Origin of the sequence: Natrinema pallidum, assembly GCF_005890195.1 — an archaeon.
In the GTDB taxonomy this organism is placed as follows: domain Archaea; phylum Halobacteriota; class Halobacteria; order Halobacteriales; family Natrialbaceae; genus Natrinema; species Natrinema pallidum.
This window is the reverse complement of record NZ_CP040637.1, coordinates 2,876,378-2,902,202: the sequence shown is the minus strand read 5'-3', so window position 1 is coordinate 2,902,202 and position 25,825 is coordinate 2,876,378. Positions and strand designations below refer to the sequence as shown.

Here is a 25,825-nt window from a genome sequence, read left to right as displayed (position 1 = left end):
GATCACCTGTTTTCACTCGAGGTTACTGGACAGATAGGAGAACGGCCTGTCTGCTTGTCAGTGTCCGTTTACACGTCCCCGAATGTAGTCGTAATTGCCCGATGCGGAGTCAACGTTTGCGTTCCCCGCCCATTTTGTCAACACGTCCGTCCAGTCGTCCGACACTTCTTCGCGCGTCTCTGACACTCTCCAGTTGACATCACAGCCGATTCCGACCCATTCGCAGCCTTGATTGTGATCCGCCGGGTCTCTATGGCCCGCACCGATAACCGCCAGATTATCAACACCGGACAGATCGTACGCTCGGACGTGATACTGAGTTGGCACCACAGTCGGTGTAATATTCTGTTTTATATGTTCATCCTGCGCCTTGACGGTAGATTCGTCCTCGAGAATGTATTTATCACCGGACGGCCATGGCGATTCCCAGCCGACATTCTGCATCGCTGCCTGTATGTCCGATGCATCGTTTCCAGTATCCCACGCGACATTGATCGGTGCTGTTCGCTCGGCGAGGTCATCCGGATCGGACGGGTCGTCTCCATTGTACGTGTACTTCGAACACTCCGCAGCAAGCAGCGGATTCGATTCCGCCTGCGGGGAGACGGAATCGGCGGCTAACATTGCATCCCGCGCCCGCATCTCCTGAGCGTAGTGTTGCTCGACAGTCCCCAAAATCGTTGTATCTTTGTATTTAATTACGTCCGGATCATCCTGCCGGGCTATCTCTAATCCGGTCCCCTCAAGAGCACTATCGACATCGGTCTGTTCCGAAAGCTGACCTTCAATCGCTTGTTCATCGACCGTCATTTCGTCGCTCCCGAGGTCAACTGTACTGCCTGGCTCGACAGCAGGATTAGAACTACCGGACTCGGTGTTCGTCGTAACAACGCCGTCTCGCACTTCGACTGAGATCGGGTTCGTGTCTTCGATCTCGAATTTCTCTTCGCGAATAAATCCACCGTCCGTGGGAATCCGACGAATGGTACGCGTTCCGCTGGCCAGAACGGGACGACTCACACCGTTCGTTCCCTGAACTGGCGTTGCTCCGAGCGACATGGTACCGCCGATCGCAGCAGTTCCGAATATTTGTAGTACTCTGCGACGAGTTGGATTTTTATCGCCCATACACTGAGTTTATATACTATCTATTATAAGAATTATCCCTGCCCCGTATCCTGTTCTAATTCTTATGAATTGCGGATGGGATCATGTGCACAACCAGATTCGATAATATATAAGAAATCTAAAATGTGGTCGTTATCGGAGAGAACACGTGGAAAACGAACCCGGAATCCGAGTAAGGGATCCGGCTTTTGTTCCTCTCCTCGAGACCAACGTCGGCATCCTCGAGATCGACGAGGACGGTACGGTCCGGGACGACCCCCGCATTTGCGAGGTCGATGTCGGTTACGAGCGCGTGGCCGAGACGCTGGGCGTCAGCCAGGTCTCACTCGAGGAACCGGGCGACGACGAAGGCCCGGAAACGTATCGGGATCGAATACAGTCACGGAGAAACGACCTCGTCTTTATCCGACAGACCGTGGTCGGTCCGGTATCGATGGCACCCCGACGACGGACCGTATTGGCGGCGGTATCGACGGCGATGGCGTCGGCAGCGGCCGGTTGCGCCGACCCGCTCGCCGACGCGACGGAGGAAGACGGACACGACCCGGCGACCCACCGCGACGCGGCGACGGCGTTCGTCGAAGACCTCGCGGCCGATCGGTTCGACGCGGCCAGTGAGCGATTCGTCGCGGCCGAACGGGAGCGACGCGGCGATCCCGGCCGCCTCGAGCGGCTCTGGATGGGATACGGCGCGGTGGGCGGAGCGTTCGAGGAAATCGTCGAGACGGCCGTGACGACTGGAACCGACGTTACCGCCGTTGACGTGACGCTTGCCTTCGCTGGCGGACATCACGAGTGTCGCATCGTCGTCGACGACCGATCCCGCCTCGTCGACTGCGGCGTCGCTGACCAGTACGAGCGGCCGTCGTACGTCGACTCGAGCGCGATCGCCACCGAGGACGTCACCCTCGCGGTCGATGGCTGTTCGCTCCCGGGAACCGTCACGACGCCCGCCGACGGCGACGACGTTCCCGGCGTCGTCTTCGTCCACGATTCCGGACCGGTGACCCGGAACGCCGCTCGAGGCGGGACGCAGCTGTTCACCGATCTGGCCGAGGGCCTCGCGACGCGAGGCATCGCGAGCCTTCGGTACGACAAGCGGCTACCCGTGTGCGAAGTCGACCCTGGTGACTACACGCTCGATCACGTCACCGTCGACGACGCGGTGCGGGCGATCGACACGCTCCGGGCGACCGAGAGCGTCGATCCGGACCGGGTCGTCGTCGTCGGCCATGGACTCGGCGGTCGAGCGGCACCGAGAATCGCCGCACGCGACGGGGCGGTGGCGGGCATCGTCGGCCTCGCAGCGCCGGCACGTCCGTACCACGAACTGACGCTGGCCCAACTCGAGCACAAGGTCTCCGTCGGCGACCACGAGTGGACGGACCTGGCGGACGTTTACGAGACCTGGACCGACGAGATCGAACGGGTTCGTGCGGGAGAGTACGGGTCGACCGAAACGCTGCTCGGCAAACCGGGCGCGTTCTGGGACGACCTTACAGCGTACGACCACCTCGGGACTGCGGCGGGCATCGACGCGCCGCGCTTGTTCCTGCAAGGGACCCGTGACTTTCAGGTCAGCGCGGCCGACGACCTCGAGCGGTGGCGATCCGAACTCGAGGGGGCGGACGCGACGTTCGAGACGTACGACGGGCTCGATCACCTGCTCATGCCGGGCGAGGGACCGTCGGTGGAGTTCGCGTACGCCGTTCGGAACACGGTCGCCGAGGGAGTCGTCGCCGATCTCGCGGACTGGATCGACGGGCGCTGACGGAACCGGGGGTCGTGGGACGCGACACGACCGAGGATTCATACGCCGGTCGCCCAACCCACGTCGTATGGAGACGACTCGTATCTTGCAGGTCGACGCGTTCACCGACGAGCCACACACCGGGAACCCGGCCGGCGTCGTCCCGGACGCGGACGGCCTCTCGAGCGACCAGATGCAGGCGATCGCCGCGGAGATGGCCGTCAGCGAGACCGCCTTCCTGCGGTCGAGCGAAACCGCCGACCGCCGGGTCAAATACTTCACGCCGACACAAGAGGTGGATCTCTGTGGCCACGCTACGATCGGCACCGTCGCCCATCTCTACGACGAGGGCCTCGAGACCGAGACGATGACCCTCGAGACGAACGTCGGTCGGCTCGAAATCGACGTGGACGAGGACGGGACGGTCTGGATGACACAGGACGAGCCGTCGATTCGCGAGGTCGACGTCGGCTACGGCCGCGTGGCCGACGCGCTCGGTGTCGACCGGGCCGCGCTCGAGGGCGCGAGCGACGACATTCCGCTCGCCGTGGCCTCGACCGGCCTCCCGTTCCTGATCGTCCCGATCACGTACCTCTCCGACGTCGGCGACGCCGAACCGGACTTTGCCGCGGTCGAGGCGTTGACGAACGCCGTCGACGCGACGGGGATCTACCTGTTCACGTTCGACGCGCTCGAGGCCGAGTCGACGGTCCACGGGCGGATGTTCGCACCGGGAGCCGGCGTTCCGGAGGACCCCGTCACCGGCACCGCGGGCGGGGCCGTCAGCGCGTACCTCGATCGCTTCGGCGCGTTCGACGGCGATCTGCCAGCGGAACTCCGACTCGAGCAGGGTCACTACGTCGACCGGCCGGGAATCGTTCGCGTTCGCCTCGGAGACGCCGTCCGTGTCGGCGGCCGCGGCGTGACCGTCCTCGACGGCTCGATGGCCGTCCCCGAGGCCGACGAGGACGAAATCCTCGAGGCCTGACCGCGCGGCTGGAGTCGGGGTCCGGGAGACCCCCGCCGATCGTATCCGTCGGCGCGTGATTTACTCAGGTCCGAGTTTCGGCTGGGAGCGCCCGTTCGCAACCTTCTTTATTCGTTCCACTGAGGGACTCTCTAGAGATGGCTGTACTCTGGCTGGACGAGATCAGTGCCGGCGACCTCGAGCAGGTCGGCGGTAAAGGTGCCTCCCTCGGTGAGTTGACGGGCGCGGGGCTGCCCGTTCCACCGGGATTCGTCGTAACCGCCGGGACCTACCGATCGTTTATCGAAGAAGCCGAAATCGACGAGGAACTGTTCGCGGCCGTCGACATCGACGTCGACGACTCCAGTGCGCTGGCCGACGCCGCCGATCGCGCACAGGAACTCATCCTCGAGACCCCTTTCCCCGACGAGTTACGCGACGAGATCCTCGAGAGCTACGGCGAGGTCGGCGACGGCGAGGCGTTCGTCGCGGTTCGGTCGTCGGCGACGGCCGAGGACCTGCCCGACGCCTCCTTCGCGGGCCAGCAAGAAACGTTCCTCAACGTCACCGAAGAGGACTTGCTCGACCGCGTTCGGGAGTGCTGGGCCTCGCTGTTCACCCAGCGGGCGATCTACTACCGCCAGGAACAGGGCTTCGATCACTCCGCGGTAAACATCGCGGTCGTCGTCCAGCAGATGGTCGACGCCGAGAAATCGGGCGTGATGTTCACGAGCCACCCCTCGACGGGCGACCCGACGATGATCATCGAGGCCGCGTGGGGCCTGGGCGAAGCCGTCGTTTCCGGCGCGGTCTCGCCGGACAACTACGTTATCGACCGCACGGACCGCTCGATGGACGTGACCGTCGCCGAGAAGAAAGTCAAACACGAGAAAGACGAGGCGACCGGTCGGACCGTCGAGCGCGAGGTTTCCGAGGACAAGCGCACCCAGCGGGTCATCTCCGACGACGAGATCGACTCCCTCATGGACCTCGGTGAGCGCGTCGAGGACCACTACGACGAGCCCCAAGACGTCGAATGGGCCATCGTCGGGGGCGACGTCTACATGCTCCAGTCTCGACCGATCACGACGATCGACGAGGACGGCAGCGACGCCGCGACCGGCAGCGTCGACCCCACGAAGGGCCTGACCGACGGCAGCGGGAGCGTCCAGGCCGCCGAGAGCACCAGCAGCGCCGGCACCGCCGACGCGGGTAGCTCCGGCGAGGTCATCGTCGACGGCCTCGGCTCGAGCCCGGGGACGGTCAGCGGCCCCGCGAAAATCGTCACCAAACTCGACGATCTGGCCAAGGTCGGCGAGGGCGACATCATCGTCACCGAGATGACGATGCCCGATATGGTACCCGCGATGAAACGGGCGTCGGGGATCATCACCGACGAGGGCGGCATGACCAGCCACGCCGCCATCGTTTCCCGCGAACTCGGCGTCCCGGCCATCGTCGGGACGACCAACGCGACGACGGTTCTGGAGGACGGCCAGGTCGTCACTCTCGACGGCGACAAAGGCTCCGTACTCGAGGGCTCGGCCGTCGAACCCGAAGAGGAGACCGAACCCGTCGAGGAGGTCCGTCCGCAGTCGCCGGTCAAGCCGATGACCGCCACCGAGGTCAAGGTCAACGTCTCGATCCCGGAGGCAGCCGAACGTGCGGCCGCGACCGGTGCCGACGGCGTCGGCCTGCTGCGGACCGAACACATGATCCTCTCGCTGAACCAGACGCCCGAGAAGTTCATCGCCGAGAACGGCGTCGACGACTACATCTCGGAGCTCGTCGACGGCATTCGCGGCGTCGCAGACGAGTTCTACCCGCGCCCCGTCCGCGTCCGCACCCTCGACGCCCCGAGCGACGAGTTCCGACAGCTCGAGGGCGGCGAGGACGAACCCGAAGAGCACAACCCGATGCTCGGCTATCGCGGCATTCGACGGTCGCTCGACCGGACGGACGTCTTCGCCCATGAACTCGAGGCGTTCCACCGGCTCTACGAGATGGGCTACGACAACGTCGAGATCATGTTCCCGCTGGTCAACGACGCCGAGGACATCTATCGGGCCAAAAGCTGCATGAAGGAGGCCGGCATCGATCCCGAGAAGCGAAAGTGGGGGGCGATGATCGAGACGCCCGCATCCGCGCTGTCGGTCGAGGAGATGGCCGAGGCGGGCATCGACTTCGCCTCCTTCGGGACCAACGACCTGACCCAGTACACGCTCGCGGTCGACCGCAACAACGAACACGTCGCCGACCGCTTCGACGAACTCCATCCGGCCGTCCTGCGCCTGATCGGTGACGTCATCGAGACCTGCCGCGAACACGACGTCGAGACGAGTATCTGCGGGCAGGCCGGCTCCAAGCCCGAAATGGTTCGGTTCCTCGTCAACGAGGGCATTAGCTCCATTTCGGCGAACATCGACGCCGTCCGCGACGTCCAACACGAGGTCAAACGCGTCGAACAGAAACTCCTGCTCGATTCCGTCAGATAAGCAACTCCAACCGGTTGCGTTTTCTCCGCCGTCCATCGACCGCCTCGAGCAGTGGGTGCCGTCCCGCTCCGACGGGTCCCGCCGTCGCCTCGCGTTGGAGACTCCCTGGAGCGGCGACCGACGGTTCACTCCTGGGCCGCGTGGGGAAAGGCCCATGATGTGGGCACGCGTCGATTGACGTATGAGCGACCGTTCGGACGAGGTCACCGAGAGCCGAGACCCTCCCGCTACCGACGACCTTTTAGAGGAAACGGACCGCTTGCTCTCGGACGCGGGCACCGACGCCGGCGACGCACCGCCCGAGTCCGCCGGCGCGTCAGCGCCGTCCGTCGACGCCGATCCCCTGGATACCCACGCCGATTTCGATCGCGGACCGACCGGTACGCCCGCCGACGACGATCCGGCCGATGGGTCCGAGAGCGGCTCATCGCGCTCGTGGCTCGCCCCGCTTACCGCACGGCTCTCGCTCGGGCGGTACTTCTCGCCGAAGGAATACATCGCGCTCGTGGGCGTGCTCAGCGCCGGCTTGCTGGCCGGCGCGACCGCGCTGCCGTTCGCCGGCCGTCCGATCGGGATGTTTACCGCCGCCTTCGCGGTCGGGCTCCTCGCGTCGAAGCGGCGCTACCTCGAGATGGGGGTTGCCGGCGTCTCGGTCGGCGGCATCGCGGCGATCCTCAGCAACGCCGTCATCGCCGCCATCGGCTCCGGACAGACGCTGGTCGCCGTCGGCGCGACGGTCGGCCTCCTCGCGTCCGTCGTCGGCTACTACTTCGGTCGCGATCTCCGCGCCGGACTCTCGCAGGATATCGATTGAACCGCCCTCAGCCGTTCGTCGTCAGTTCCCAGCCCCGTTCGGTCCGACGCACGACCCCGTTATCGGCCATTACCTCGAGCAATTCGGCGACGACTTCGCGGGGAGCGTCGATATCGTCGCTCAGTTCGTCGACCGATTTCGGTTTGGCACGGATGCTCGCGAGCAGGTCGGCGTAGATCCGGCTTTCCGGACCGGCACCGATGGATTCGGAGATGTCATCGAGTACGTCACAGAGCCGCCCCTGGACCCAGCGCTGGGCCAAGGAGAGTTCGTTCTCGAGTCGCTCGAGGTCCTCCAGAGCGACGAGCAGGTCGTCGAGGTCGTCGGCGTCGTCCCAGGCGACATCGAGCGAGAGGTGTCGGCAGGTGGTGATATCGAAGCTGTTGTTCGCCGGATAGGCGCTCTTGCTCGCGAAGCCATAGGGTGAGACGGTCACCTCGAGACGGACGTTCCGAGCGATATGGAAGTACTTTCGCCGCTGGTCGTCGACGCGGCTTTCGATCAGTCCCGCTTCCTCGAGTTTTCGGAGGTGCTCGATAACCGCCTTGGGACTCACGCCGAGGTATTCCGAAATTTCGGTCACGTAACAAGGTTTGCGGGCGAGCAACCGAAGGATTCGTCTTCGGTTTTCGTTCCCAAGTAAATCCAACAACGCGGCGGAGTCCATCGAGAGAGGGTTAGTGATCGCCGCTGAAAAGCGTGTCTGCTCACCGTACTGTCGGGAGACCCGATTCGGCGGGGCCGTTACCGCGACCCACGGCCGGTATCGGTCCCCCCGCTAGCGCCGCCCGTCCCACCGCCGGAACCGGCCGTCCGATCGCCGCCCTGTGGGCCGGACCCGGCGGACGACGGTCCCGTCGATCCCCCGTCGTCGTTGCCAGCGGAGTGGCCGTTCCCGGACCCGGTATCGGCTCCGGCTGAGTCGCTGCCTTGGGACCCAGCGCCGTCTCCGCTCGACCCGACGTTTCCGTTGTCGTCCCCGTTCGATCCCGGCGCAGCGTTTCCGGGGCCGGTTCCGTCATCCCCTGTCGCGCGGTTTGCGGTTCCGTCTCCGTTCGATTCGCCGTTCTCCGAGCCGGCCCCTGTATCCCCGCTCTTTCCGGGGACATCGTCACCGTGTGGGGAGCCGGGCTCCGTCCCCTCACCGGTTGCGGCTTCGGTAGGGGTGCCTGCTCCGTTACCGGGCGTCCGATCACTGCTTGAGGCTCCCTTGTCGGCGGGTGGTCCACGGTCGTCCGGCGGTCCCGCTCCGACACCGGGGGCCCCGTCGGAGTCGGACAGCCCGCGAGCGACCGCCGCGACGTCCGGCCCGGCCTCCGCGGAGGCGTTTTCTCGGAGCCGTGTCGCGTTCTCCCGAAGCTCCGCGAGATCGCTTTCGTCGATACTGCCGTCGGCGACGGTAGTGTTTGTTCGCTCGATCGAGCGCTCGAGGCTGGCGATTTCGACGGTTAATCTCGCCAGTCTGGATCGATAAGCGCCGCGTGAAAGCCCCGCGCGCTGCTCCCGGAGCTCGGCGCGTTCGGCCTCGAGCGACCGCAGTTGCGATTCGAGTTCGGTCGTCCGGTCGCCGACGATGGCTGCCCGGCTCTCGTTGTCCGCGGTTTCGTACGCCGCTTCGAACATCCCGGTCTCGACCGTTTCCTTCGTCTCAGCCGCGGTCGCCTGCAGCAGCGTTCCGACGGATGCGTTCGTCGATGCCGTCCCGGAGTGGTCGGCGTGGAGAGCGTGGCTCCCCGTCAACGAACCCACGGCTGCGGCGCTTGCAAGCGGCGCGGCCGTGAATCCGACGACGACGGCCGCGAGGAGGGCGACCGACCGAGTGGTTGTCATCGGCTCTATCGTTGGCCGGTACATAGTAAAAAGACGGACCTTCGTTCGGACCGTTTACTCGGATCGGTACGTCGCCGAGAGGTGATTTGAGCGTTCAAGGCGGCAGGAACTCGCGTCATTGTCGCTCGATGAGGGCCAACGCTGCCGGCCGCGTCTGCCCGGCCGTTGCTCACCGTTCGGACCGTTTCACTCGCCCGAGAACGGATCAATCACGAGCTACGACACGTGGGGAACGAAACCCGGCCAGTCCGGGGGCGACCGTCCGATAGCTCGACGCCGAGGACTGGCCATTCCGGCCCGTCTCGAGAACCGAGAGAACGGTCTGATAGCGCGACTGTTTAAACGTATTCGCAAACAGTTATGTCTGTTGAGCCCATGGTATTAGTTAGCATGTTCGAGGTGTTTTCCCGAAGTTATTATCTCGGACGTCTCTACGTGACCCCCACCGACGGGGAGCACGCACTCATGCACAGTGAGCAACACGAGCGGATCAACGAGGAAGTGTACGCGACCGGCGACGGACTCGAGCGCCTCGATACGCCGCTCGTGATGAAGTTCGAGACCCGACACTTCCCGGTCCACGGGGCGGCTGACGTCCCGACAAACACGCTCGCGGTGCCCGAATCGATGCTCGAGGAAACCGACGTTCGAAACCCCCCGTCGCTTCGGGAGGTGTTTCTCGCCCGCCGAGACCGGGCCCGGCAGTTGCTCGAACTCGCCGGCGGCTGGCAGGCATCGGGTGACGGCGGCTCGGCCGACGACCTGCGAAACGCCGGAACCTAGAAGTACGCTCGCTTCCCGTGTTCGGCCGGATGCTCGACGAGTTGCTTGGCCGTGCATCGCTCAGGGACCGAATCGACGAACTCGAGGACGAAAACGAGCGGTTACGGAAACGCTACGAGGCCGAGTCCGACCGCCGGGCCGAGGCCGCCACCGCGAGGCAGAACGCCGAGGAGCGCCTCAATCGACTCGAGGATCGGATCGCCCAGCTCGAGGGCGAACTCGAACGGGTCGACGAGGCGGAGAGCGGGCCGTCCGTCAGGCACCGCGACCAACTCCGAGGGACCCGTCTCGAGGCAGTGTTCGACCGCCTCACGTCGTTTCGAACGGGACCGGAAGGTGCGTTGACCGTCGGCGTGGATGACGACGGGGTCGCGGAGCCCGTCCGAGCGGAACTGGAACCCGTCCTCGGCGAGCGACTCGCCCTCGTCGACGACGGCGGCCCCTGCCTGTGCTGCGTCGACGACGCCGGCCTGCTCGCCGTGACCCTCGAGCCGCCGGTCGTCCCCGAGCTCGATGCGACCTGGCGAGACCGATTCGCCCTCGAGCGCGAGTGGTTCTTGCCGACCGGTCGCCACGCGGTCGCACTCGTCCGGACCGATCTGTTCGCCCTCGGCGTCTACGAGGGCGACGAGCGTGTCGACTACCGCGGCTTCGAGAGCGATGTCAAGGGGAACCACTCCAAGGGCGGGTTCTCCCAGGCCCGCTTCGAACGGATTCGGGACGGGCAGATCGACGATCACCTCGAGCGGTGTGCGGAGGCCCTCGCCGCGTACGAACCCGGCGGTGAGGCCGCCGACACGCCGCTTTATATGGTCGGCCAGCGCGGCATCGTCGACGCGCTCGCTGCGGAAGCGGGGCTCGAACCGGCCGCGACGGCCGCCGTCGACGCGACCGGCGATCCGGAGCCGGCGCTCGAGGACGCCGTTCACTCGTTCTGGACGACGGAGCTACGGGTGTTGTGAGCCGCTCCCGATCGATCGTCAGTAACTGTCGCCGTCGGTAAAACAGCGGCCGCACCGGTTCACGTCGCCGTCGGTAGCGGTCTGTTCGACGGGAACCAGCCGGAGATGATCGTGTGAGACGTGCGAAGTCGCGCCACAGGTGGTCTGAAAGTCCGACTGGCCGGATTCGTACTTGTGAAGCTTGTCCGTCGCCTCGTTCAGGACGCCATCCATGACGGTTGATACCACTGCACTATGTATAATAGCATCGTCCGTTGCACAGTACGGGTCGGAGCGAAACCGGATCTGACTCGCTCCGGGGAACGGCTGCAACCGGCCCGAGTTTCGATTACCGCCGGGTTCGTGACCGGTGATCCGCCTCGGTGACCCGGTTCGCCACCTCGCCGATCGTCGCGAACGCGACTGTCCGAGCGGAGCGCGGTGTGGGTCGCGCGATCAGTCCCGGTCGACGCTCGGATGCATCGTCGGTTCCTCGTCGAGCGGTTCGCCGAACGCCTCGCACATCGTCTCCCGGGCTCGCTCGTCGCGTCGCCGTCGTTCCTCGTCGTCGATCTCCTCGCATCCCGGCGGGACCTCGCGGTCGCGGCCGGTGAAATACCCCTCCGGGACGACCCAGTCCTGATAGAAGGGCACATCGGCGTCGTAGAGGAGCGCGAGGGCGGCTTTCGCCCCGTGGCCGGCCGCGACGACCGCCTGGTGGGGTTCGTCCGCGATCCGACCCGCAGCGTAGACGCCGTCGACGGCCGTCCGGCCACCCTCGTCGACGCTCACGAAGTGTTTGCTACCCCGCTGCATCCGACCCACGTCCAGCGGTTCGAGGTAGTCGCTGGTCGGCCACGAGGCAGCGATGACACGACGCGCTTCGAGGGGCTCGCCGCCCTCCGTCTCGAGGACGAACCCCTCCTCGAGCGCCCCTTCGGTGACCGACTCGGCGCGGGTCACGCGTCCGAGTTCGAATTCGGCACCCGCCGCTTGTGCCTGCTCGCGGGTCAGCCGGAGGTGCCGGCGGGCGTCGACCCCGTCCGGGAAGCCGGGGAAGTTCTCGAGGCTGGCGTTGCGCGCGAGGATGGACTCCCCGCCGTCGACGACGAGGGTATCCAATCCCCCGCGTGCGGTGAAAATCGATGCGGTGAGACCGGCGACGCCCCCGCCGACGATGCAGACATCTCGCATGGCTCCCGGTTGACGGCCTCGAGTATAGAAGGTTGCCGTTCGCCCCATCGGCCGATGGAACGGCGCGGCTCGTATCGGCGGCCGAATCGGGCGACGACGATCGAAACGGCCCCTCAGCCGGTGACCGCTTCGCCCGCGTCCGACGCCACCGTGTCGTCTCTGACCCAGAGGTCGCCGAACAGTTCGTCCTGCTCGAGGGTGACTCGGCCGCGATGGGCCAGAAAGAGCAGCGCGAGGTAGGTCATCACACGGGAGCCGCCGACCGCGTCGATCTCGGCGTACAGCACCTCATCGCGCCCGTTCTCGTAGTGGGCCTCGAGTTCGGTTTCGACGTCGTCGATGACCGCTTCGATGTCCTCCTCGTGGGTCGTGTGCGTGACGTCGTCGCTGGTCGGTTCGTCGTCGACCCGGAAGTCGTCGCCGGAGTGGTAGTGCAGTTCCTGCACACCCCGGTCGTACCCCTTCGGCGAGTCGCTCGTATCGTAGCTCCGGGACTCCTTCCACCACGTGTCGCGTTCGGCGCTGCGGAGTTCGCGGACCAGTTCGTCCAGGGTTTCGGGCTTCCCCCGGGCGTGCTTGCGCTCGAGGCGGCGTTCCATTTCGTTCTCGAGGGTCTCGATGGGATCGAACCCGGGCGGGTGCGCCCGGTCGTCACCCGCCGCGTCTACCGGCCCGTCATCGGCGAAGGGCGCTTCCCAGGGCGGGAGGTCGTCCTCGTCCGGGTCGTCGGTCGCGAACAACTCGTCGCTTTTCATCCGCAGGAGGACGCTCGCGTAGAACAGTGCGCGCCCGGACGTTCGGAGGTCGGCGTCCTCGATCGCCGCGAGAAACGTGTCCGTAACGTCGACGATGTCGATGTCCCACGGATCGATCTCGCCGTCCTTCGCGAGTTGCACGAGCAGTTCGACGGGTTCGACTGCGTCCTCGTTCTCGGCACCGTCGTCGCCCCCGGCCGTGTCTCCCTCCGTGAACTCGAGCACCGAATCGGCGGACCCGCCTGCCCGCTCCTCGTCGCCGCCCGCGCTCGCGTCCGCCGGCGACTCGAGAACGGACCCCGGCGGCGACTCGCTCGGCCGCTCGCGATCGTCGTGACCGGTGATATCGAGGGGGATGTCGTCGCCGCCGTCGGGTCGCAGTTCGCTCTCACCGGGCCGTGGCTTGCTTCCCCGCGGATCACGTTGCTCCTCGCTCGCGTTTTCGGCGGCCTCCATCGTCGCCGTCGGCTCCTCGGAGCCCTCGCTAGTCATCAGCCGGTACCTCCCCACTACTCAGATCGATCCCGGTCACCGCGCTCACGTTGTCCTGTTGCATCGTCACGCCGATCGCCCGTTCGGAGCGATCGAGCATCGCCGAGCGGTGGGAGACGACGACGAACTGGGCGTCCCCGGCCAGTTCCTCGACCATCTCGCCGACCCGCTCGGCATTGACGGCGTCGAGGAAGGCGTCGATCTCGTCCAGCGCGTAGAACGGGGCCGGATTGTGCCGCTGGATCGCGAAGATGAACGCCAGCGCGGTCAGCGATTTCTCCCCGCCGGACATCGCGTCCAGGCGCTGAATCGGCTTGTCACCCGGCTGTGCCTTCATCGTCAGCCCGCCGTCGAACGGGTCGGCCTCGTTCTCCAAGTGCAGCGAGCCGGTCCCCTCCGAGAGCTTCTCGAAAATCTCGGTGAAGTGGGCGGCGATCGCGTCGTAGGCGTCCATGAACGTCTGCTTCTTCTGGGTTTCGTACTGCTCGATCCGGTCTCGGATACCGTCGGCCTCCTCGACCAACGTCTCCCGCCCCGCCTCGAGATCGTCGAGATCGCTGCGGACCTCGTCGTACTCGTCGATCGCGAGCATGTTGACCGGCTCCATCGACGCCATGTCCGTCTGCAGGTAGTCGATCATGTCGAGGACGGTCTCGTGGTCAGGGACGTCTTCGGGATCGTAGTCGCCGACCTCCGATTCGAGGGCTTCGATCTCCCACTCGAGGTTGCCCGCACGTTCGCGTGCGTCCTCGAGTTTGCTTTCGATGGCGTTGACGCGATCCTGTTGCTGGTCGCGCTTCGTCCGCGCATCGGCGAGTTCCGCCTTGAGATCGCTTCGTTCCGCTTTCAACTCGGTGAGCTCCTCTTCCAACTCCGCAACGGCCTCGTGCTTGTCCTCGAGCGTCTCGCGCTTGTCCTCGATCTTCGCCTCGTATTCCGCGATTCGCTCCTCGTGGTCGGCCTTGCGGTTCTGGGCGGCCTCGATGTCGTCGTGGAGATCCTCGATGGCGTCCGCCGCGTACTCCGCCTCGAGGCTCAACTCGTTGAGTTCGGCGTCGAGTTCCTGAATCCGATCCTCGCGCTCGTCGATCTCGGCCGTCAGCGCCTCGATCTGGTCGGTGAGTTCTGGGATCTTCGAGTCCGCGAGTTCCGTCTCGAGGTCGTCGATTTCGGCCTCGAGTTCCTCGACCGTCGCCGTCTTGGCGTCGATCTCCGCTGAAATCTCGTTCATCCGCTCGTCGACGGACTCTCGTTCATCGCGGAGGTCGTCGAGGTCGTCCGCTAGGTCCTCGATCTCGGCCTCGATGGCCTCGCGCTCGTCGTCGAGTCCCGCCAGTTCGGCCTCGATCGAGCGAACCTCGTCGGCCGCGTCGTTCTTGCGGTCGCGGGCGTCGTCGAGCCGCTCCTCGACGCCGCGCAGGTCCTCGCGGAGGGACTCGCGTTCCTCCTGCAGCTCCGTGATCTGTTTGGCGACGCGCTCGAGTTGGCCCTCGCCGCCGCCGGTAAAGGAGTACCGCGAACCGCCGCCGGAACCGCCGGTCATCGCGCCGCTTTTCTCCACGAGGTCGCCGTCGAGGGTGACCATCCGGTAGTCGCCCATGTACGAGCGGGCGGTTTCGATGTCCTCGACGACCAAGGTGTCCCCGAGCACGTAGGAGAAGACCCCGGCGTACTCGCTGTCGAAGTCGACGAGGTTGTACGCGAAGCCGACCACGCCCGGATCGCTCGGCGCGTTCGGCAGCCGGCGCTGGCTCATGTCCGTCAGCGGGAGGAACGTCGCCCGGCCCGCGTTTCGGGACTTGAGGTGATCGATACACTGCTGGCCGATGATGTCGTCGTCGACGACGACGTTCGCCAGCCGGCCGCCCGCGGCGGTCTCACAGGCGGTCGCGTACTCGCCGGGGACGGTCCCCAGTTGCGCGACCGCACCGTGCACGCCGTCGAGTCCCGCATTGAGGATCGTCGTCACCGCGCGACCGAACGAGGAGTCACCGCTCTCGCCGGCGTTGGCCTCGAGTTCGGCGTACTCCTGTTGTTTCGCCTGAATCTCGTCGTCGAGATCGTCGATGTCGGACTGCAACCGGCGCTTCTCGGTTTTCAGGTCGTCGACGACATCGGTGATGTTCTCGCGGTTCCGTTCGGCCTTCTCGAGTTCCCGCTCGAGGTCGCCTCGCTGGCTCTCTATTTCGGGGATTTTCTCTCGCCTGTCCTCGATCGTCGTCTCTTTCTCGCTGATCGCGTTCGAGCGGCGGCGGGCCTCGTCAAGGAGGCGATCCTGTTCGCGCTGGAGGTCGTTTCGCTCGGTCTTGGCCTCCTCTAATTCGTCTTTGCGCTCCGCGAGGGCCGCCTTGAGTTCGTCGAACTCGGTGTCGACGGCCTCGATTTCGGCTTCGAGGTCGGCGCGCTCTTGCTCCCGGTCTTGAATCTCGCTTTTGATCGAGGCTTTCTCGAGTTTGTGCTCGCGCATCTCGTCTTCGAGGTCGTCGATCGTCTCCTGCTTGCGGTCGATCTGGACGAACGCCTCGCGGCGCTCGGCCTCGGCGTCCTCGATCTGCCCCTCGCTGGCCTCGATCCTGTCCTCGAGCCGGGAAATGTCGCCTTTGAGCTCCTCGATTTCGCTTTTGATCCGGAGCTGTTCGTCCTCGCCCTTGCGCTCGATCTCGGCGTTCAAATCCTCGAGATCCTCCTGCAGGCGGACGACTTTGCCCTCACGCTCGTCGAGTTCGCGCTGGAAGTCCGCGAGTTCGTCTTCGAGGTCGTCGACCTCGTCCTCGACGGCCTCGAGTTCGGTGCGTTTCTCCTCGAGTTCGCTGGCCTTCTTGTAGCTCTCGTACTCCTCTTTCTCGCGTCGCAGCCGGCGGTAGCGCATTGCGTCCCGGCGTTCGTCCGCGAGCTGCTCGAGCCGGTCGCGTTTCTCCTCGATGCGGAGTTCGGCCTCGTCGATCCGTTCCTGGACCGTCTCGAGTTCCTCGAAGGCGTCTTCCTTTTTCGCGTCGAACTCCGCGACGCCCGCGATTTCGTCGATGATCTCCCGGCGGGCGTGGGGCGTCATGTTGATGATCTCGGTAACGTCGCCCTGCATGACGACGTTGTACCCTTCCGGCGTGATCCCGGCCTGTGCTAACAGGTCCTGAATGTCCGAGAGGTTGACCGACCGGTCGTTCAGATAGTAGTAGGAGTAGTAATTGTCCTCGGTCTCCTTGACCCGGCGACGGATGCGAATCTCGTCGACGTCGCCGACGTCGTCGCTCCCCGCGGCGTTGACGACCTGCGAGCGTTCGAGGGTCCCTTCGGAATTGTCGAGGATCACCTCGACGGTCGCCTCGCGGGGGCCGCTCGAGGTGTCGGCACCCTCGTGGCCGGGGTTGTAGATGAGGTCGGTCAGTTTCTCGGCACGAATCCCACGGGTCCGAGCCAGCCCGAGCGCGAAGAGGACGGCGTCGATAATATTGGACTTCCCGGAGCCGTTCGGACCCGTTACGACGGTGAAATCCTCGTAGAACGGGATCTTCGTCTTTCGGCCGAAGCTCTTGAAATCGTCGAGAACGATCGCCTTGATATACATCTTGTTGCGAGACCTCCGTATAGCCACCAGCCGTCGGTCGACGGTGGTACCCACGCCGCGGTTCCCCGCACACGGCGTCGGCAGCAGTTACGCAACGATGATGTCGTCGCTACCTGAGTCTTCCGCTTCATCGCCGACGGTGTCGTCCTCGTCTTCGGCATCGGCCGCCGCTTCGGCGACTTCGTCGGGTTCGGCCTCCGGAGTGTCGTCCTCGTCGACCGTCGTCGTTCCCGTCTCCTCGGCCCGACGTTCGGGGACGCGTGTCGGCGTCTCGGTATCGAGCTCCGCCTCGAGCACGCGGATTCGCTCCTTCGCCTCGATGAGTTCGTCCGTCAGGCCCTCTACCGTCGACTCGAGTTCCGCAACCGTCGATTCGAGCTGCTCGACGCGATTGTTCGACATATCCCCTAGGGGTCGGTCTGGACACATAAACGTACGTCAGACTAGTGTTAGATATATTATTATAGTGGGCCGGCGCGGTATGCAGTTCGCTCGAGACCGCCGCGGGGTCGGAATTCCTGAACGGGGTCACACGGCCGGGCCGTCGGAGTAGCATCACCGCGAGTCGGTCGCCACCGACGGTAGCGTCAGCGAAAACGTCGACCCAACTCCCGGCTCCGAGTCGACCCGGATTTCGCCGCCGTGACGTTCGATGATCCGCTGCCAAAGCGCGAGGCCGATTCCGATCCCCGAGTAGTTTTCCCGGCTGTGGAGGCGCTGAAAGACCTCGAACACGCGGTCCTGATCGTCGGACTCGATCCCGATGCCCTCGTCGTGGACCGAAATCAGCCACTCCGACCCTCGGCGTTCGGCATCGACGGAAATCCGCGGTGGCTCACCGTCGGTGTACTCGATGGCGTTCGAAAGCAGGCTCTGAAACACCTGTCGCAACTGGCTCGCGTCGCCCTCGACGCGGGGGAGGGCCGCGATTTCGATGTCGGCGTTGGCCTCGTCGATCCGGAGACGGAGGTCAGCCACCACGCTCTCGAGAACCGACTCGAGTTCGCGTTTCGTCCGGCGGACATCGGCATCGGCGAGCACGAGCGAGACGCGTTCGCCGAGGAGGTCGTCGCGTGTATATCCGGTCGTCTCAACGATGACGTCGTTGACGGCGACGAACCGCCCATCGGCATCGAGCTGGTAGAGCCCGTCGTCGATCGCGTTGACGAGCGTTCGATACCGGTGGAGCGCAACGTCGTCGGCATCCTCCCAGAATGTCTCGTCGTCCGCGTCCGCTCGAGTACTCATAGCCGTCCGATAGCCGTCGAACGCGAAAAAGCCATCCGGCGCTCGCGGGTCGTGTCTCGGTCACTCGGAACGGTCAGCAGCGGTGTCCAACGGGGATCGCTCCCCGCGTTGGAGGGGCGACCTGTTGTTTGATGATGGTCTGTCTCGTACCTCCGGGTATCAATGCCCGGAACTAGCCCCAGTCTCGCGGACATCGACGAGATCGCCCACGAGCCCGGCCAGGAGTTCGTCGAATCGACCAACGTCTGGCAGTTCATGCAGGAGTACGGGATCGACGACTACGAGGAACTCATCGCACGGACGACGACCGACCTCGAGGACGAACCCGACAGCGGCGTGGACTGGTTCTGGGACGAACTGGTGGATTACCTCGGGATCGAGTTCGACGAGGCCTACGACGAGGTCCGGGACGACAGCGAGGGGCCGCAGTTCACCGACTGGTACCCCGGCGGCGAACTCAACATCGCCCACAACGTCGTCGACCGCCACGCGGCCGTCGACGCGGAGCGCCGAAACACGGTCGCCACGATCTGGGAGGGAGAACACGGCGATGTTCGGGAAATAACGTACCACGAACTCCACCGCCAGTCGAATCGAGTCGCGAACGCGCTCGAGGAGCGCGGCGTCGGCACGGGCGACACCGTCGGCCTCTACATGCCGATGGTCCCGGAAGTCGTCTCGATCCTCTACGGCTGTTTCAAGGTCGGCGCGATCGCGGTCCCGATCTTCTCCGGCTTCGGGGTAGACGCGGCCGCTACCCGGATCGCGGACGCGGAGCCGACCGTACTCTTTACCGGCGACGGCTTCTACCGCCGCGGCGATCCGGTCTTCCTCAAGTCCGCGGCCGACGAGGCCATCACGGCGGCCGGCCACGTCGAACACACGATCGTCTTCGACCGGCTCGGCTCGAGCAGCGGGGCGCGAAGCGTCTCGGAGAGGCGATCGGGACCCGGCGGGTCCCGCGAGCGGACGAACGAACACGAGATTCCGTGGACCGACGACCGCGACGAATGGTGGGCCGATGCCGTCGGGGCGGCCGACGACGAGTACGAGACGAAATCCCTGGCCTCGGACCAGGAGTCGATGCTGCTGTACTCGTCGGGCACCACCGGCAAGCCGAAGGGGATCGTCCACACCCACGCCGGCGCACTCGTTCAGCCCGCCAAGGAGGTCCACTTCGGGATGGACCTCAAGCCGTCGGATCGGTTCTTCTGGGTGTCGGACATCGGCTGGATGATGGGGCCGTGGACGGTGATCGGGACCCACACGTTCGGCGGCACCGTCTTCATGTACGAGGGCGCGCCCGACTACCCCGAGCCGGATCGCTTCTGGTCCATGATCGACCGCCACAAGCTCACCCAGTTCGGCATCTCGCCGACCGCGATCCGCGCATTACGCAAACACGGCGACGACTGGCTCGAGGGCCACGATCTCTCCTCGCTGCGCGTTCTGGGCTCGACGGGCGAGCCCTGGGACCCCGAGTCCTGGCACTGGTTCCACGAGAACGTGGGCAACGGCGAGGCCCCGATCATCAACATCTCCGGCGGCACCGAGATCTGTGGCTGTTTCCTGATGCCCCTTCCCATCCAGCCGCTGAAACCCTGTACGCTCGGCGGCCCCGGCCTCGGCATGGATATCGACATCGTCGACCGCGAGGGCAACTCCGTCAAAGCGGACACCGAACGCGGCTATCTCGTCGCCCGCGACTCCTGTCCCTCCATGACCAAATCCCTGTGGTCGGGCGACGACCGCTATCTCGAGGAGTACTGGTCGACGTTCGACGACCTGTGGGACCACGGCGACTGGGCCCAGACGGACGACGACGGCTTCTGGTTCCTCCACGGCCGCGCCGACGACGCCCTCAACGTCGCCGGCCGCAAGGTCGGCCCCGCCGAGGTCGAGGGTGCGCTCATCGACCACGAAGCCGTCACCCAGGCCGCCGCCATCGGCGCACCCGACGACACCACCGGCACCGCCGTCGTCGCCTACGTCGTTCTCGAGGACGGCTCCGAGGAGACCGACGACCTCCGCGAGGACCTGCGCGCACAGGTCGGCGAGGAACTGGGCAAGCCGTTCCGCCCGCGAGAGGTGCTGTTCGTCGACGAGTTCCCCAAAACCCAGTCGGGCAAGATCATCCGCCGGGCCATCCAGGCGACCTACACCGGCGAGGATCTGGGCGACATGAGCAGCATCGAGAATCCCGACGCGCTCGCGGAACTCGAGGACGCGCGGTAGTCAGCGCGGATCGTATGGATTCGTGACCATCTCGAGGCGGGCGCGATCTATCGGCGCAGCGAGTAAACCGCTTCGTCCGTCGACACGAACACGGATTCGTCCACCAGATAGTTCCGGATTCGTCCGTCGACAGCACCCGTCCACGTTCGCTCGCCGTCCGAGGTGAACCCGACCAGTCGGCTCCCGTCGGCGTGGACGAACACGGCATCGTCTTCCGCGGTCTCCGCGCTGATTGTTGTCACTGACTGAATCGGACCGGCGTCGATCGTTACCTCCCAGCGTTCGTTCCCGGTCACCGCGTCGAGGGCATGGAGTTGATTTGATCCGAGATAGACCGTCCCGTCGCGGAGGGTCGCCTGTGGATCGTGCTCCTGGCTCGGATGCTCGAGCGGTTCCGAGACCCGGTCTCGCTCGCCGGTCGCGGTATCGAACGCGAACAGACGGAACGCGGCCCCCTCGGTTTCGGCGAACACGAACAGTCGGTCTGTCGCGAGACCTGTGATCGTCGTCTCGATACCGATATCGACCGCCTCGAACTGCCGGTGCCACAGCCGATCGCCGTCCGCGGCCGCAACGACCCGATCGGTCGTCACGATGTACGCGACGCCGTCTGCGACCTCAGTGTCGAGAATCGGCCGTTCGGTATCGATATCGTATCGCCAGCGCGTACTCCCGTCGCCCCGCTCGAGTGCGACGACCCCGGCGTCGATTGCGACGTAGACGGCATCGGCAACTGCGATGATGGATCCGGAACTCCCCCCGCCACCGTCGGGGCCGCGAACTCGACGTGTCCAGCGTTCGTCACCAGTGTCTGCGTCGAACGCCCACACGGTTCCAGTATCGTTAGCGCTGTAGACGACGCCGTCGGCGACGACTGGACGATTCCAGGAACCGCCCGTCTCGTTCTCCCAGCGCGTGTCACCGTCCCTCTCGAGTGCGAACAGTCTATGACAGTTGTCATCGCCGCAGTAACTGAAGTAGACATCATCCGTGACCGTCAGTTCCGTGTAGCCGGCCATTTCGCCCGTTTCGCCGTACGTCCACTGGGGGTCGCCGGTCTCGGCATCGAGCGCAACGACCTGTCCGTTTGCCGACGGGCTCGAGTTGCTCAAACTGAAGAATCCGCCATCGTCGGGTGACTCCGTCTCGGAGCGCTCTCGGACGAATACCGTGTTCTGGGAGACGGCATCTATGTTGCCGCCCACCTCGTATTTCCACCGATACTCGGTATCGGTGGCGGAACTCAGACAGCCACATACCGTCACGCCTGCGACAACGCTGGTCCGGCCCATCGTTTGGAGTACTGACCGTCTTTGCATAAGCTACCGTATTTTTACATTTATAAATGTCTTGTGTGGGTTGGGGAGAATTTATAGTTGCAGTATATAAAATAGGGCGTGATATCGCTGGCATAATGGGGCTCAGGAAACCGTTCCGCCCGCGAGAGGTACTGTTCGTCGACGAGTTCCCCAAGACCCAGTCGGGCAAGATCATCCGCCGGGCCGTCCAGGCGACCTACACCGGCGAGGATCTGGGCGACATGAGCAGCATCGATAATCCCGACGCGTTAGAGCGACTCGAGAACGCCAGATAAGGGCGGGATCAGTCGTCCTCCGCTGCGGTGTCGCCGCCGCTCTCGGGGCGGCCGCGAACGCGTCGACTGCCGCGTCGTCGCCAGCCGGCAGCGGGCGCGTTCGAACGCAACAAGGGACAATAGTCCGATACGACTGTTTCGAAATACACCGGGACGGTTTGGCGGGCAACTGATAACGTCTCGAGGAGAACGGACGGCCGAATCAACACTGACTTATCCCAACGTTAGTGACCAGTCTTGTACATAAATGTCCACTCGCGACTCGTGGGTATCGAACGTGGGGTTCGTTCTTGCCTCGATCGGCAGTGCAGCCGGTCTCGGGAACATCTGGCGGTTCCCGTGGTTGACCGCCGGCAATGGTGGCAGCGCGTTCCTCTTCGTCTACTCGCTCATCGTCGTCGGCGTCGGCGTTCCGGGACTGCTCGCCGAGTTCGTCCTCGGCCGCCGCGGCCGCCAGACCCCGATCGGAACGTTTCGCTCGCTTATCGCCTCCCGCTGGGGGTCGGCCCTCGGCACGTTCAACGTCATCACGGCACTTGTGATCCTCTCGTTTTACTCGGTGGTCGGCGGGTGGATCCTCCGCTACATGCTGGCCTCGCCGACCGGAGCGTATTTCGGTCAGCCACAGCAGTTCTTCGGAACGATCAGTTACGGCCTTCAGGCCGTTGTCTTTCACCTGCTCTTTCTCGGTGTCGTTGCCGCGATCGTCTTCTTCGGCGTAAGCCGCGGCATCGAACGCGCCTCGAAAGTAATGCTTCCTGCGGTCGTGCTATTCCTGAGCGGTCTCGCGGTGTGGACGGCGACACAGCCGAACACCGCCGCCGGCTACGCGTTCTACCTCAGCTTCGACGCCGACTACCTCGTTGCCAACTTCTCGAGCGTTCTCGGACCGGCAGCGGGCCAAGCGCTGTTTACCCTCTCGCTGGGGACCGGAGCGATGCTGACCTACGCCTCCTATCTCGACGAGGACGTCTCGCTCCCACGGAACACGCTCGTCATCGCGTTCTCGAATATGTTCATCGGCGTTCTCGCCGGACTGGTCGTCATCCCGTTGTTGTTCTCCCAGGGTATCGATCCCGGTCACGGCGGTCCGGGTGCGCTGTTCGTCTCGCTCGCGCCGGCGTTCGCGTCGCTGCCGGGGGGAACCGTCGTCGCGACCGCCTTCTTCGCCACCGTCCTGATGGCTGCGGTGACCAGCGGGATTAATCTGCTCGAAACGCTGGTTGCGACGCTTATCGACTGTTTCGACGTCCCGCGGCGCAGGGCAACGCTGCTGGTCTCACTCCTGCTCGCGGTGACCGGGAGCGGGCTGGCGCTCGTGGGTCCGATCTTCGAGTTCGTCTCCGGTACGCTCGCGGATCTGCTGTTAACCGTCGGTCTCTTCGCGTTCGTCGCGATCGTCGGGTGGCTGCTCCGCGCGGCGGCACTTGCGGAGTTTCGCGCTGGCACCGATCGGTTCGCCGTGTTGGCCGAGCCGTGGCTGCTGACGGTTAGTTGGGTGTTGCCCGTCGTCGTCCTGTTCATGCTGACGAACACGCTCGTGTCACTTGCCGGCGTATCACTGGGAGCCGCCGGCCGAGCGGTCGTTGCCGTCGTCGCCACCGTCGGCTGTCGACTGGCGGTCGCAGCCAGGACCGACGGGTGACGAACTCACGGGGCTGTACCTGAAACACCCCCTCCGTGGTACTTCGGACTCCCGGTCCCTCGTCGTCGCAGACCGTCGTCCGACGGCCGCGCGGGCGGGTCCTCAACCGTTGCTCTCTACCGTGGGCAGCGACCGTTCGACTGCGACCGGCGGCTCCGTCCCGTTACGTTTTACCCCACCCAGCCCGAATCGGGCTGCAATGACTGCCCAGACCGCCCAGCAGGGCGACCTCGTGACCGTCATCGGCCTCGAGGTCCACGTCCAGCTGGAGACCGACACGAAGATTTTCTGTGGCTGTTCGACCGAGCCAAGCGACGAACCGAACGACAACGTCTGTCCGGTCTGTCTCGGCCTTCCCGGGGCGCTCCCGGTGGTAAACGAGGGAGCCGTCGAGGCCGCCGTCAAGATCGGGAAGGCGATCGACGCCGACATTCCCGAAGAGACCCGCTTCCACCGGAAGAACTACTACTACCCCGATCTGCCCAAAAACTTCCAGATCACCCAGTACGACGAGCCGATCTGTCAGGACGGCACGCTCGAGATCGCCGTCGAGGGCGAGCGACGCACCGTCGCGATCGAACGGGCCCATCTCGAGGAAGATCCGGGTAGCCTCCAGCACGTCGGCGGCGGTGGCGGTATCGATTCGGCGGAGTACACCCTCGTCGACTACAATCGTGCCGGCACGCCCCTGATGGAGATCGTCACGGCACCCGACTTCCGCAGTCCGAGCGAAGTACGGGCGTTCCTCGCCGAACTCGAGGAGGTCTTGGAGTACCTGGGCGTCTTCGATGCCGAGCGCGACGGCAGCCTGCGGATCGACGCCAACCTCTCGATCATCCCCGAAAACGAGATCGACGGCGACGACACCGACGCGATCGGGATGGACGCGCTCGAGGCCGCGAACCGGACGGAGGTCAAGAACATCTCGAGTCACAAGGGCGCGGAGAAAGCACTGGCCTACGAGGAAACCCGCCAGAAAAACGCCATTCAACGTGGGCGCGCGGTCGAGCAGGAAACCCGCCACTGGGACGAATCCCGCGGGATCACGGTCTCGATGCGGTCGAAAGAGGAGGAGAAGGATTACCGGTACTTCGAGGAGGCCGACCTGCCGCCGCTGCGCGTCTCGGGCTGGAAAGACGAGATCGCGATTCCGGAACTCCCCGCGGCCCGCCGCGAACGGTTCCAGGCGGAATACGGTCTCAGCGAGGAGGCCGCCTCGAAGCTCACCTCGACGAAACAGGTCGCGGACTTCTACGAGGACGTCGCCGGCGAGTTCGATCCCGACCTCGCCGCCACGTGGGTCGCGGACAACCTGCTGGGCGAACTCAACTATCGCGACATCGAGATCACCGCGATCGAGGGGCGACTCGAGGAGATCAAACGGCTCGTCGAACTCGTCGCCGACGACGAGATTACGGCGAAGAACGCCCGCGAGACGGTCCTGCGATCGATGCTCGACGACGGTCGGATGCCGGACGAGGTCGTCAAAGAGGACGGGCTGGGGAAGACCGGCGAGGACGAGGTCAAGCAGGCCGTCGTCGAAGCGATCGACGAGAACCCCGACGCCGTCGGCGACTACGAGAGCGGCGACGACGGCGCGATCAACTTCCTCGTCGGTCAGGTCATGCAAAAGACCGGCGGCAGCGCCGACCCCGGCGATGTCAATCAGCTTCTGCGGCGCGAACTCGAGGGCTGAACCCCGAATCCGACTCCATCGACCGCGACACCGATCGGAAAGCCCGACGAGAATCGACGCGGTGGGCCCATACTCGACGCTCTGAGCGGCTCGAGACGGCTGGGTTTATAACTGTTTCGCGAACGTGGGTCCATATCCCACACCCTCAGCACGCCTATGAAAACGCGGGTCCTCCGTTCGGTATGGCCACTGAAACCGGTCGTGGTGTTCGAACGATTTCACACAGAAGCAACTGGAAGGCGGGCGTCGGCGGTGGCATAGCGGGCGGAATCGTCATGGGGGCGCTGATGCTCGGTATGAACGATGCGGTGATCGCCGTAGCGATTCCGTCGTTGTACTTCCTGGCACCCCCGGCGACTGTCCCCGTGGGGATGGCAGTTCACGTCTTTCACGGCGCAGTGTTGGGGCTCGCCTTCGCCGGACTCGCCGGCGTGCTGGGGTTCGAGTCGATGGGGAAAGTCGTCGGCCTCGGTCTCGTCTGGGGCGTCGTGATCTGGGTCGCGCTGGCCGGACTCCTCATGCCCGTCTGGCTCAGTGCGGTCGGCTCCCCCGCGTCGCCGCCGTTCCCCAACTTCGCGCCGCCGTCGCTGCTCTGGCACGCCGTGTACGGTCTCGTGCTCGGCGGCGTCTACGGCGTGCTCGAGGGCGGAACCGATAGTGGGCACTGAAACGATTCACACACCGACCGCACTG

21 protein-coding genes are annotated in these 25,825 nt (G+C 65.0%); 11 read left to right on the top strand and 10 right to left on the bottom strand.

Annotated elements, in window-relative coordinates:
- Positions 1–57: 57 nt before the first annotated feature.
- Positions 58–1,128: a hypothetical protein gene (locus FGF80_RS14375; RefSeq protein WP_238705301.1), complete on the bottom strand. Its 1,071-nt coding sequence runs from the start codon at positions 1,126–1,128 to the stop codon at positions 58–60.
- 148 nt (positions 1,129–1,276) lie between these two features.
- Here FGF80_RS14375 and FGF80_RS14370 point away from each other — a divergent pair, with 148 nt between their 5' ends.
- From FGF80_RS14370 to FGF80_RS14355, 4 genes are all read left to right on the top strand, one after another.
- Positions 1,277–2,899 carry an alpha/beta hydrolase family protein gene (locus FGF80_RS14370; RefSeq protein ID WP_138654769.1) on the top strand — a complete coding sequence of 541 codons (1,623 nt, stop codon included), beginning with the start codon at positions 1,277–1,279 and terminating at the stop codon, positions 2,897–2,899.
- Positions 2,900–2,966: 67 nt separating this feature from the next.
- Positions 2,967–3,866: a PhzF family phenazine biosynthesis protein gene (locus FGF80_RS14365; RefSeq protein WP_006186312.1), complete on the top strand. Its 900-nt coding sequence runs from the start codon at positions 2,967–2,969 to the stop codon at positions 3,864–3,866.
- Positions 3,867–4,003: 137 nt separating this feature from the next.
- Positions 4,004–6,340, top strand: coding sequence for a phosphoenolpyruvate synthase (gene ppsA / locus FGF80_RS14360; protein WP_006186311.1), 2,337 nt, complete (start codon positions 4,004–4,006; stop codon positions 6,338–6,340).
- A 181-nt stretch (positions 6,341–6,521) separates the two neighbouring features.
- A complete protein-coding gene (locus FGF80_RS14355) occupies positions 6,522–7,154 on the top strand; it encodes a DUF456 domain-containing protein (RefSeq protein ID WP_138654767.1) in 633 nt (210 codons plus the stop codon).
- 7 nt (positions 7,155–7,161) lie between these two features.
- Here FGF80_RS14355 and FGF80_RS14350 read toward each other — a convergent pair whose 3' ends face one another.
- Both FGF80_RS14350 and FGF80_RS14345 read right to left on the bottom strand, forming a co-directional pair.
- Entirely contained in the window at positions 7,162–7,821 is a 660-nt protein-coding gene (locus tag FGF80_RS14350; RefSeq protein WP_049908149.1) for an ArsR/SmtB family transcription factor, read from the bottom strand.
- A gap of 77 nt (positions 7,822–7,898) precedes the next feature.
- Positions 7,899–8,984 carry a hypothetical protein gene (locus tag FGF80_RS14345; RefSeq protein ID WP_138654765.1) on the bottom strand — a complete coding sequence of 362 codons (1,086 nt, stop codon included), beginning with the start codon at positions 8,982–8,984 and terminating at the stop codon, positions 7,899–7,901.
- 390 nt (positions 8,985–9,374) lie between these two features.
- Here FGF80_RS14345 and FGF80_RS14340 point away from each other — a divergent pair, with 390 nt between their 5' ends.
- Together FGF80_RS14340 and FGF80_RS14335 are read left to right on the top strand one after the other, a co-directional pair.
- Positions 9,375–9,767, top strand: coding sequence for a DUF5802 family protein (locus tag FGF80_RS14340; RefSeq protein WP_006186307.1), 393 nt, complete (start codon positions 9,375–9,377; stop codon positions 9,765–9,767).
- A 29-nt stretch (positions 9,768–9,796) separates the two neighbouring features.
- Positions 9,797–10,729: a Vms1/Ankzf1 family peptidyl-tRNA hydrolase gene (locus tag FGF80_RS14335; protein ID WP_006186305.1), complete on the top strand. Its 933-nt coding sequence runs from the start codon at positions 9,797–9,799 to the stop codon at positions 10,727–10,729.
- Between the two features lie 18 nt (positions 10,730–10,747).
- On the opposite strand, the gene FGF80_RS14330 is transcribed toward FGF80_RS14335, so the two are convergent.
- The 6 genes from FGF80_RS14330 to FGF80_RS14305 form a co-directional block, all read right to left on the bottom strand.
- Positions 10,748–10,942, bottom strand: a complete 195-nt coding sequence (locus FGF80_RS14330; protein ID WP_006186304.1) for a hypothetical protein — start codon at positions 10,940–10,942, stop codon at positions 10,748–10,750.
- Positions 10,943–11,164: 222 nt separating this feature from the next.
- Complete coding sequence (locus FGF80_RS14325) at positions 11,165–11,902, bottom strand: NAD(P)/FAD-dependent oxidoreductase (RefSeq protein ID WP_138654763.1); 738 nt, start codon at positions 11,900–11,902, stop codon at positions 11,165–11,167.
- Between the two features lie 113 nt (positions 11,903–12,015).
- On the bottom strand, positions 12,016–13,149 hold the full coding sequence (locus tag FGF80_RS14320) for a segregation and condensation protein A (RefSeq protein WP_175417041.1): 1,134 nt from the start codon (positions 13,147–13,149) through the stop codon (positions 12,016–12,018).
- Entirely contained in the window at positions 13,142–16,714 is a 3,573-nt protein-coding gene (smc, locus tag FGF80_RS14315) for a chromosome segregation protein SMC (protein ID WP_138654761.1), read from the bottom strand. Before smc ends, FGF80_RS14320 begins: the two co-directional genes overlap by 8 nt.
- 87 nt (positions 16,715–16,801) lie before the next feature.
- Positions 16,802–17,116 carry a DUF7518 family protein gene (locus FGF80_RS14310; protein ID WP_006186300.1) on the bottom strand — a complete coding sequence of 105 codons (315 nt, stop codon included), beginning with the start codon at positions 17,114–17,116 and terminating at the stop codon, positions 16,802–16,804.
- Positions 17,117–17,269: 153 nt separating this feature from the next.
- The gene (locus tag FGF80_RS14305; RefSeq protein WP_394348243.1) at positions 17,270–17,962 is read right to left on the bottom strand and encodes an ATP-binding protein; all 693 of its coding nucleotides are present in this window, start codon (positions 17,960–17,962) and stop codon (positions 17,270–17,272) included.
- A 162-nt stretch (positions 17,963–18,124) separates the two neighbouring features.
- Between FGF80_RS14305 and FGF80_RS14300 the strand changes: the two genes are divergently transcribed.
- A complete protein-coding gene (locus FGF80_RS14300; protein WP_138654759.1) occupies positions 18,125–20,197 on the top strand; it encodes an AMP-binding protein in 2,073 nt (690 codons plus the stop codon).
- 47 nt (positions 20,198–20,244) lie between these two features.
- Here FGF80_RS14300 and FGF80_RS14295 read toward each other — a convergent pair whose 3' ends face one another.
- Positions 20,245–21,489 (bottom strand): PQQ-binding-like beta-propeller repeat protein, encoded by a 1,245-nt coding sequence (locus tag FGF80_RS14295; protein WP_238705300.1) that lies wholly within the window; start codon positions 21,487–21,489, stop codon positions 20,245–20,247.
- Between the two features lie 122 nt (positions 21,490–21,611).
- On the opposite strand from FGF80_RS14295, the gene FGF80_RS14290 reads away from it, so the two are divergent.
- The 4 genes from FGF80_RS14290 to FGF80_RS14275 all read left to right on the top strand — a co-directional run bounded on the left by FGF80_RS14290 (position 21,612) and on the right by FGF80_RS14275 (position 25,800).
- Positions 21,612–21,791: a hypothetical protein gene (locus FGF80_RS14290; protein ID WP_006186294.1), complete on the top strand. Its 180-nt coding sequence runs from the start codon at positions 21,612–21,614 to the stop codon at positions 21,789–21,791.
- Positions 21,792–22,038: 247 nt separating this feature from the next.
- Positions 22,039–23,436, top strand: a complete 1,398-nt coding sequence (locus FGF80_RS14285) for a sodium-dependent transporter (protein WP_049908148.1) — start codon at positions 22,039–22,041, stop codon at positions 23,434–23,436.
- A 199-nt stretch (positions 23,437–23,635) separates the two neighbouring features.
- Positions 23,636–25,132: an Asp-tRNA(Asn)/Glu-tRNA(Gln) amidotransferase subunit GatB gene (gene gatB / locus FGF80_RS14280; RefSeq protein WP_006186292.1), complete on the top strand. Its 1,497-nt coding sequence runs from the start codon at positions 23,636–23,638 to the stop codon at positions 25,130–25,132.
- A gap of 182 nt (positions 25,133–25,314) precedes the next feature.
- Positions 25,315–25,800 (top strand): DUF6789 family protein, encoded by a 486-nt coding sequence (locus FGF80_RS14275; protein ID WP_006186291.1) that lies wholly within the window; start codon positions 25,315–25,317, stop codon positions 25,798–25,800.
- The last annotated feature ends 25 nt before the right edge of the window (positions 25,801–25,825 follow it).

Coding starts and splice junctions, on each gene's coding strand:
- FGF80_RS14375 (WP_238705301.1), bottom strand. CDS start 1,128: ATGGGCGATAAAAATCCAACTCGTCGCAGAGTACTACAAATATTCGGA.
- FGF80_RS14365 (WP_006186312.1), top strand. CDS start 2,967: ATGGAGACGACTCGTATCTTGCAGGTCGACGCGTTCACCGACGAGCCA.
- ppsA (WP_006186311.1), top strand. CDS start 4,004: ATGGCTGTACTCTGGCTGGACGAGATCAGTGCCGGCGACCTCGAGCAG.
- FGF80_RS14355 (WP_138654767.1), top strand. CDS start 6,522: ATGAGCGACCGTTCGGACGAGGTCACCGAGAGCCGAGACCCTCCCGCT.
- FGF80_RS14350 (WP_049908149.1), bottom strand. CDS start 7,821: ATGGACTCCGCCGCGTTGTTGGATTTACTTGGGAACGAAAACCGAAGA.
- FGF80_RS14345 (WP_138654765.1), bottom strand. CDS start 8,984: ATGACAACCACTCGGTCGGTCGCCCTCCTCGCGGCCGTCGTCGTCGGA.
- FGF80_RS14340 (WP_006186307.1), top strand. CDS start 9,375: ATGTTCGAGGTGTTTTCCCGAAGTTATTATCTCGGACGTCTCTACGTG.
- FGF80_RS14335 (WP_006186305.1), top strand. CDS start 9,797: ATGCTCGACGAGTTGCTTGGCCGTGCATCGCTCAGGGACCGAATCGAC.
- FGF80_RS14330 (WP_006186304.1), bottom strand. CDS start 10,942: ATGGATGGCGTCCTGAACGAGGCGACGGACAAGCTTCACAAGTACGAA.
- FGF80_RS14325 (WP_138654763.1), bottom strand. CDS start 11,902: ATGCGAGATGTCTGCATCGTCGGCGGGGGCGTCGCCGGTCTCACCGCA.
- FGF80_RS14320 (WP_175417041.1), bottom strand. CDS start 13,149: ATGACTAGCGAGGGCTCCGAGGAGCCGACGGCGACGATGGAGGCCGCC.
- smc (WP_138654761.1), bottom strand. CDS start 16,714: ATGTATATCAAGGCGATCGTTCTCGACGATTTCAAGAGCTTCGGCCGA.
- FGF80_RS14310 (WP_006186300.1), bottom strand. CDS start 17,116: ATGTCGAACAATCGCGTCGAGCAGCTCGAATCGACGGTTGCGGAACTC.
- FGF80_RS14305 (WP_394348243.1), bottom strand. CDS start 17,962: ATGAGTACTCGAGCGGACGCGGACGACGAGACATTCTGGGAGGATGCC.
- FGF80_RS14300 (WP_138654759.1), top strand. CDS start 18,125: ATGCCCGGAACTAGCCCCAGTCTCGCGGACATCGACGAGATCGCCCAC.
- FGF80_RS14295 (WP_238705300.1), bottom strand. CDS start 21,489: ATGGGCCGGACCAGCGTTGTCGCAGGCGTGACGGTATGTGGCTGTCTG.
- FGF80_RS14290 (WP_006186294.1), top strand. CDS start 21,612: ATGGGGCTCAGGAAACCGTTCCGCCCGCGAGAGGTACTGTTCGTCGAC.
- FGF80_RS14285 (WP_049908148.1), top strand. CDS start 22,039: ATGTCCACTCGCGACTCGTGGGTATCGAACGTGGGGTTCGTTCTTGCC.
- gatB (WP_006186292.1), top strand. CDS start 23,636: ATGACTGCCCAGACCGCCCAGCAGGGCGACCTCGTGACCGTCATCGGC.
- FGF80_RS14275 (WP_006186291.1), top strand. CDS start 25,315: ATGGCCACTGAAACCGGTCGTGGTGTTCGAACGATTTCACACAGAAGC.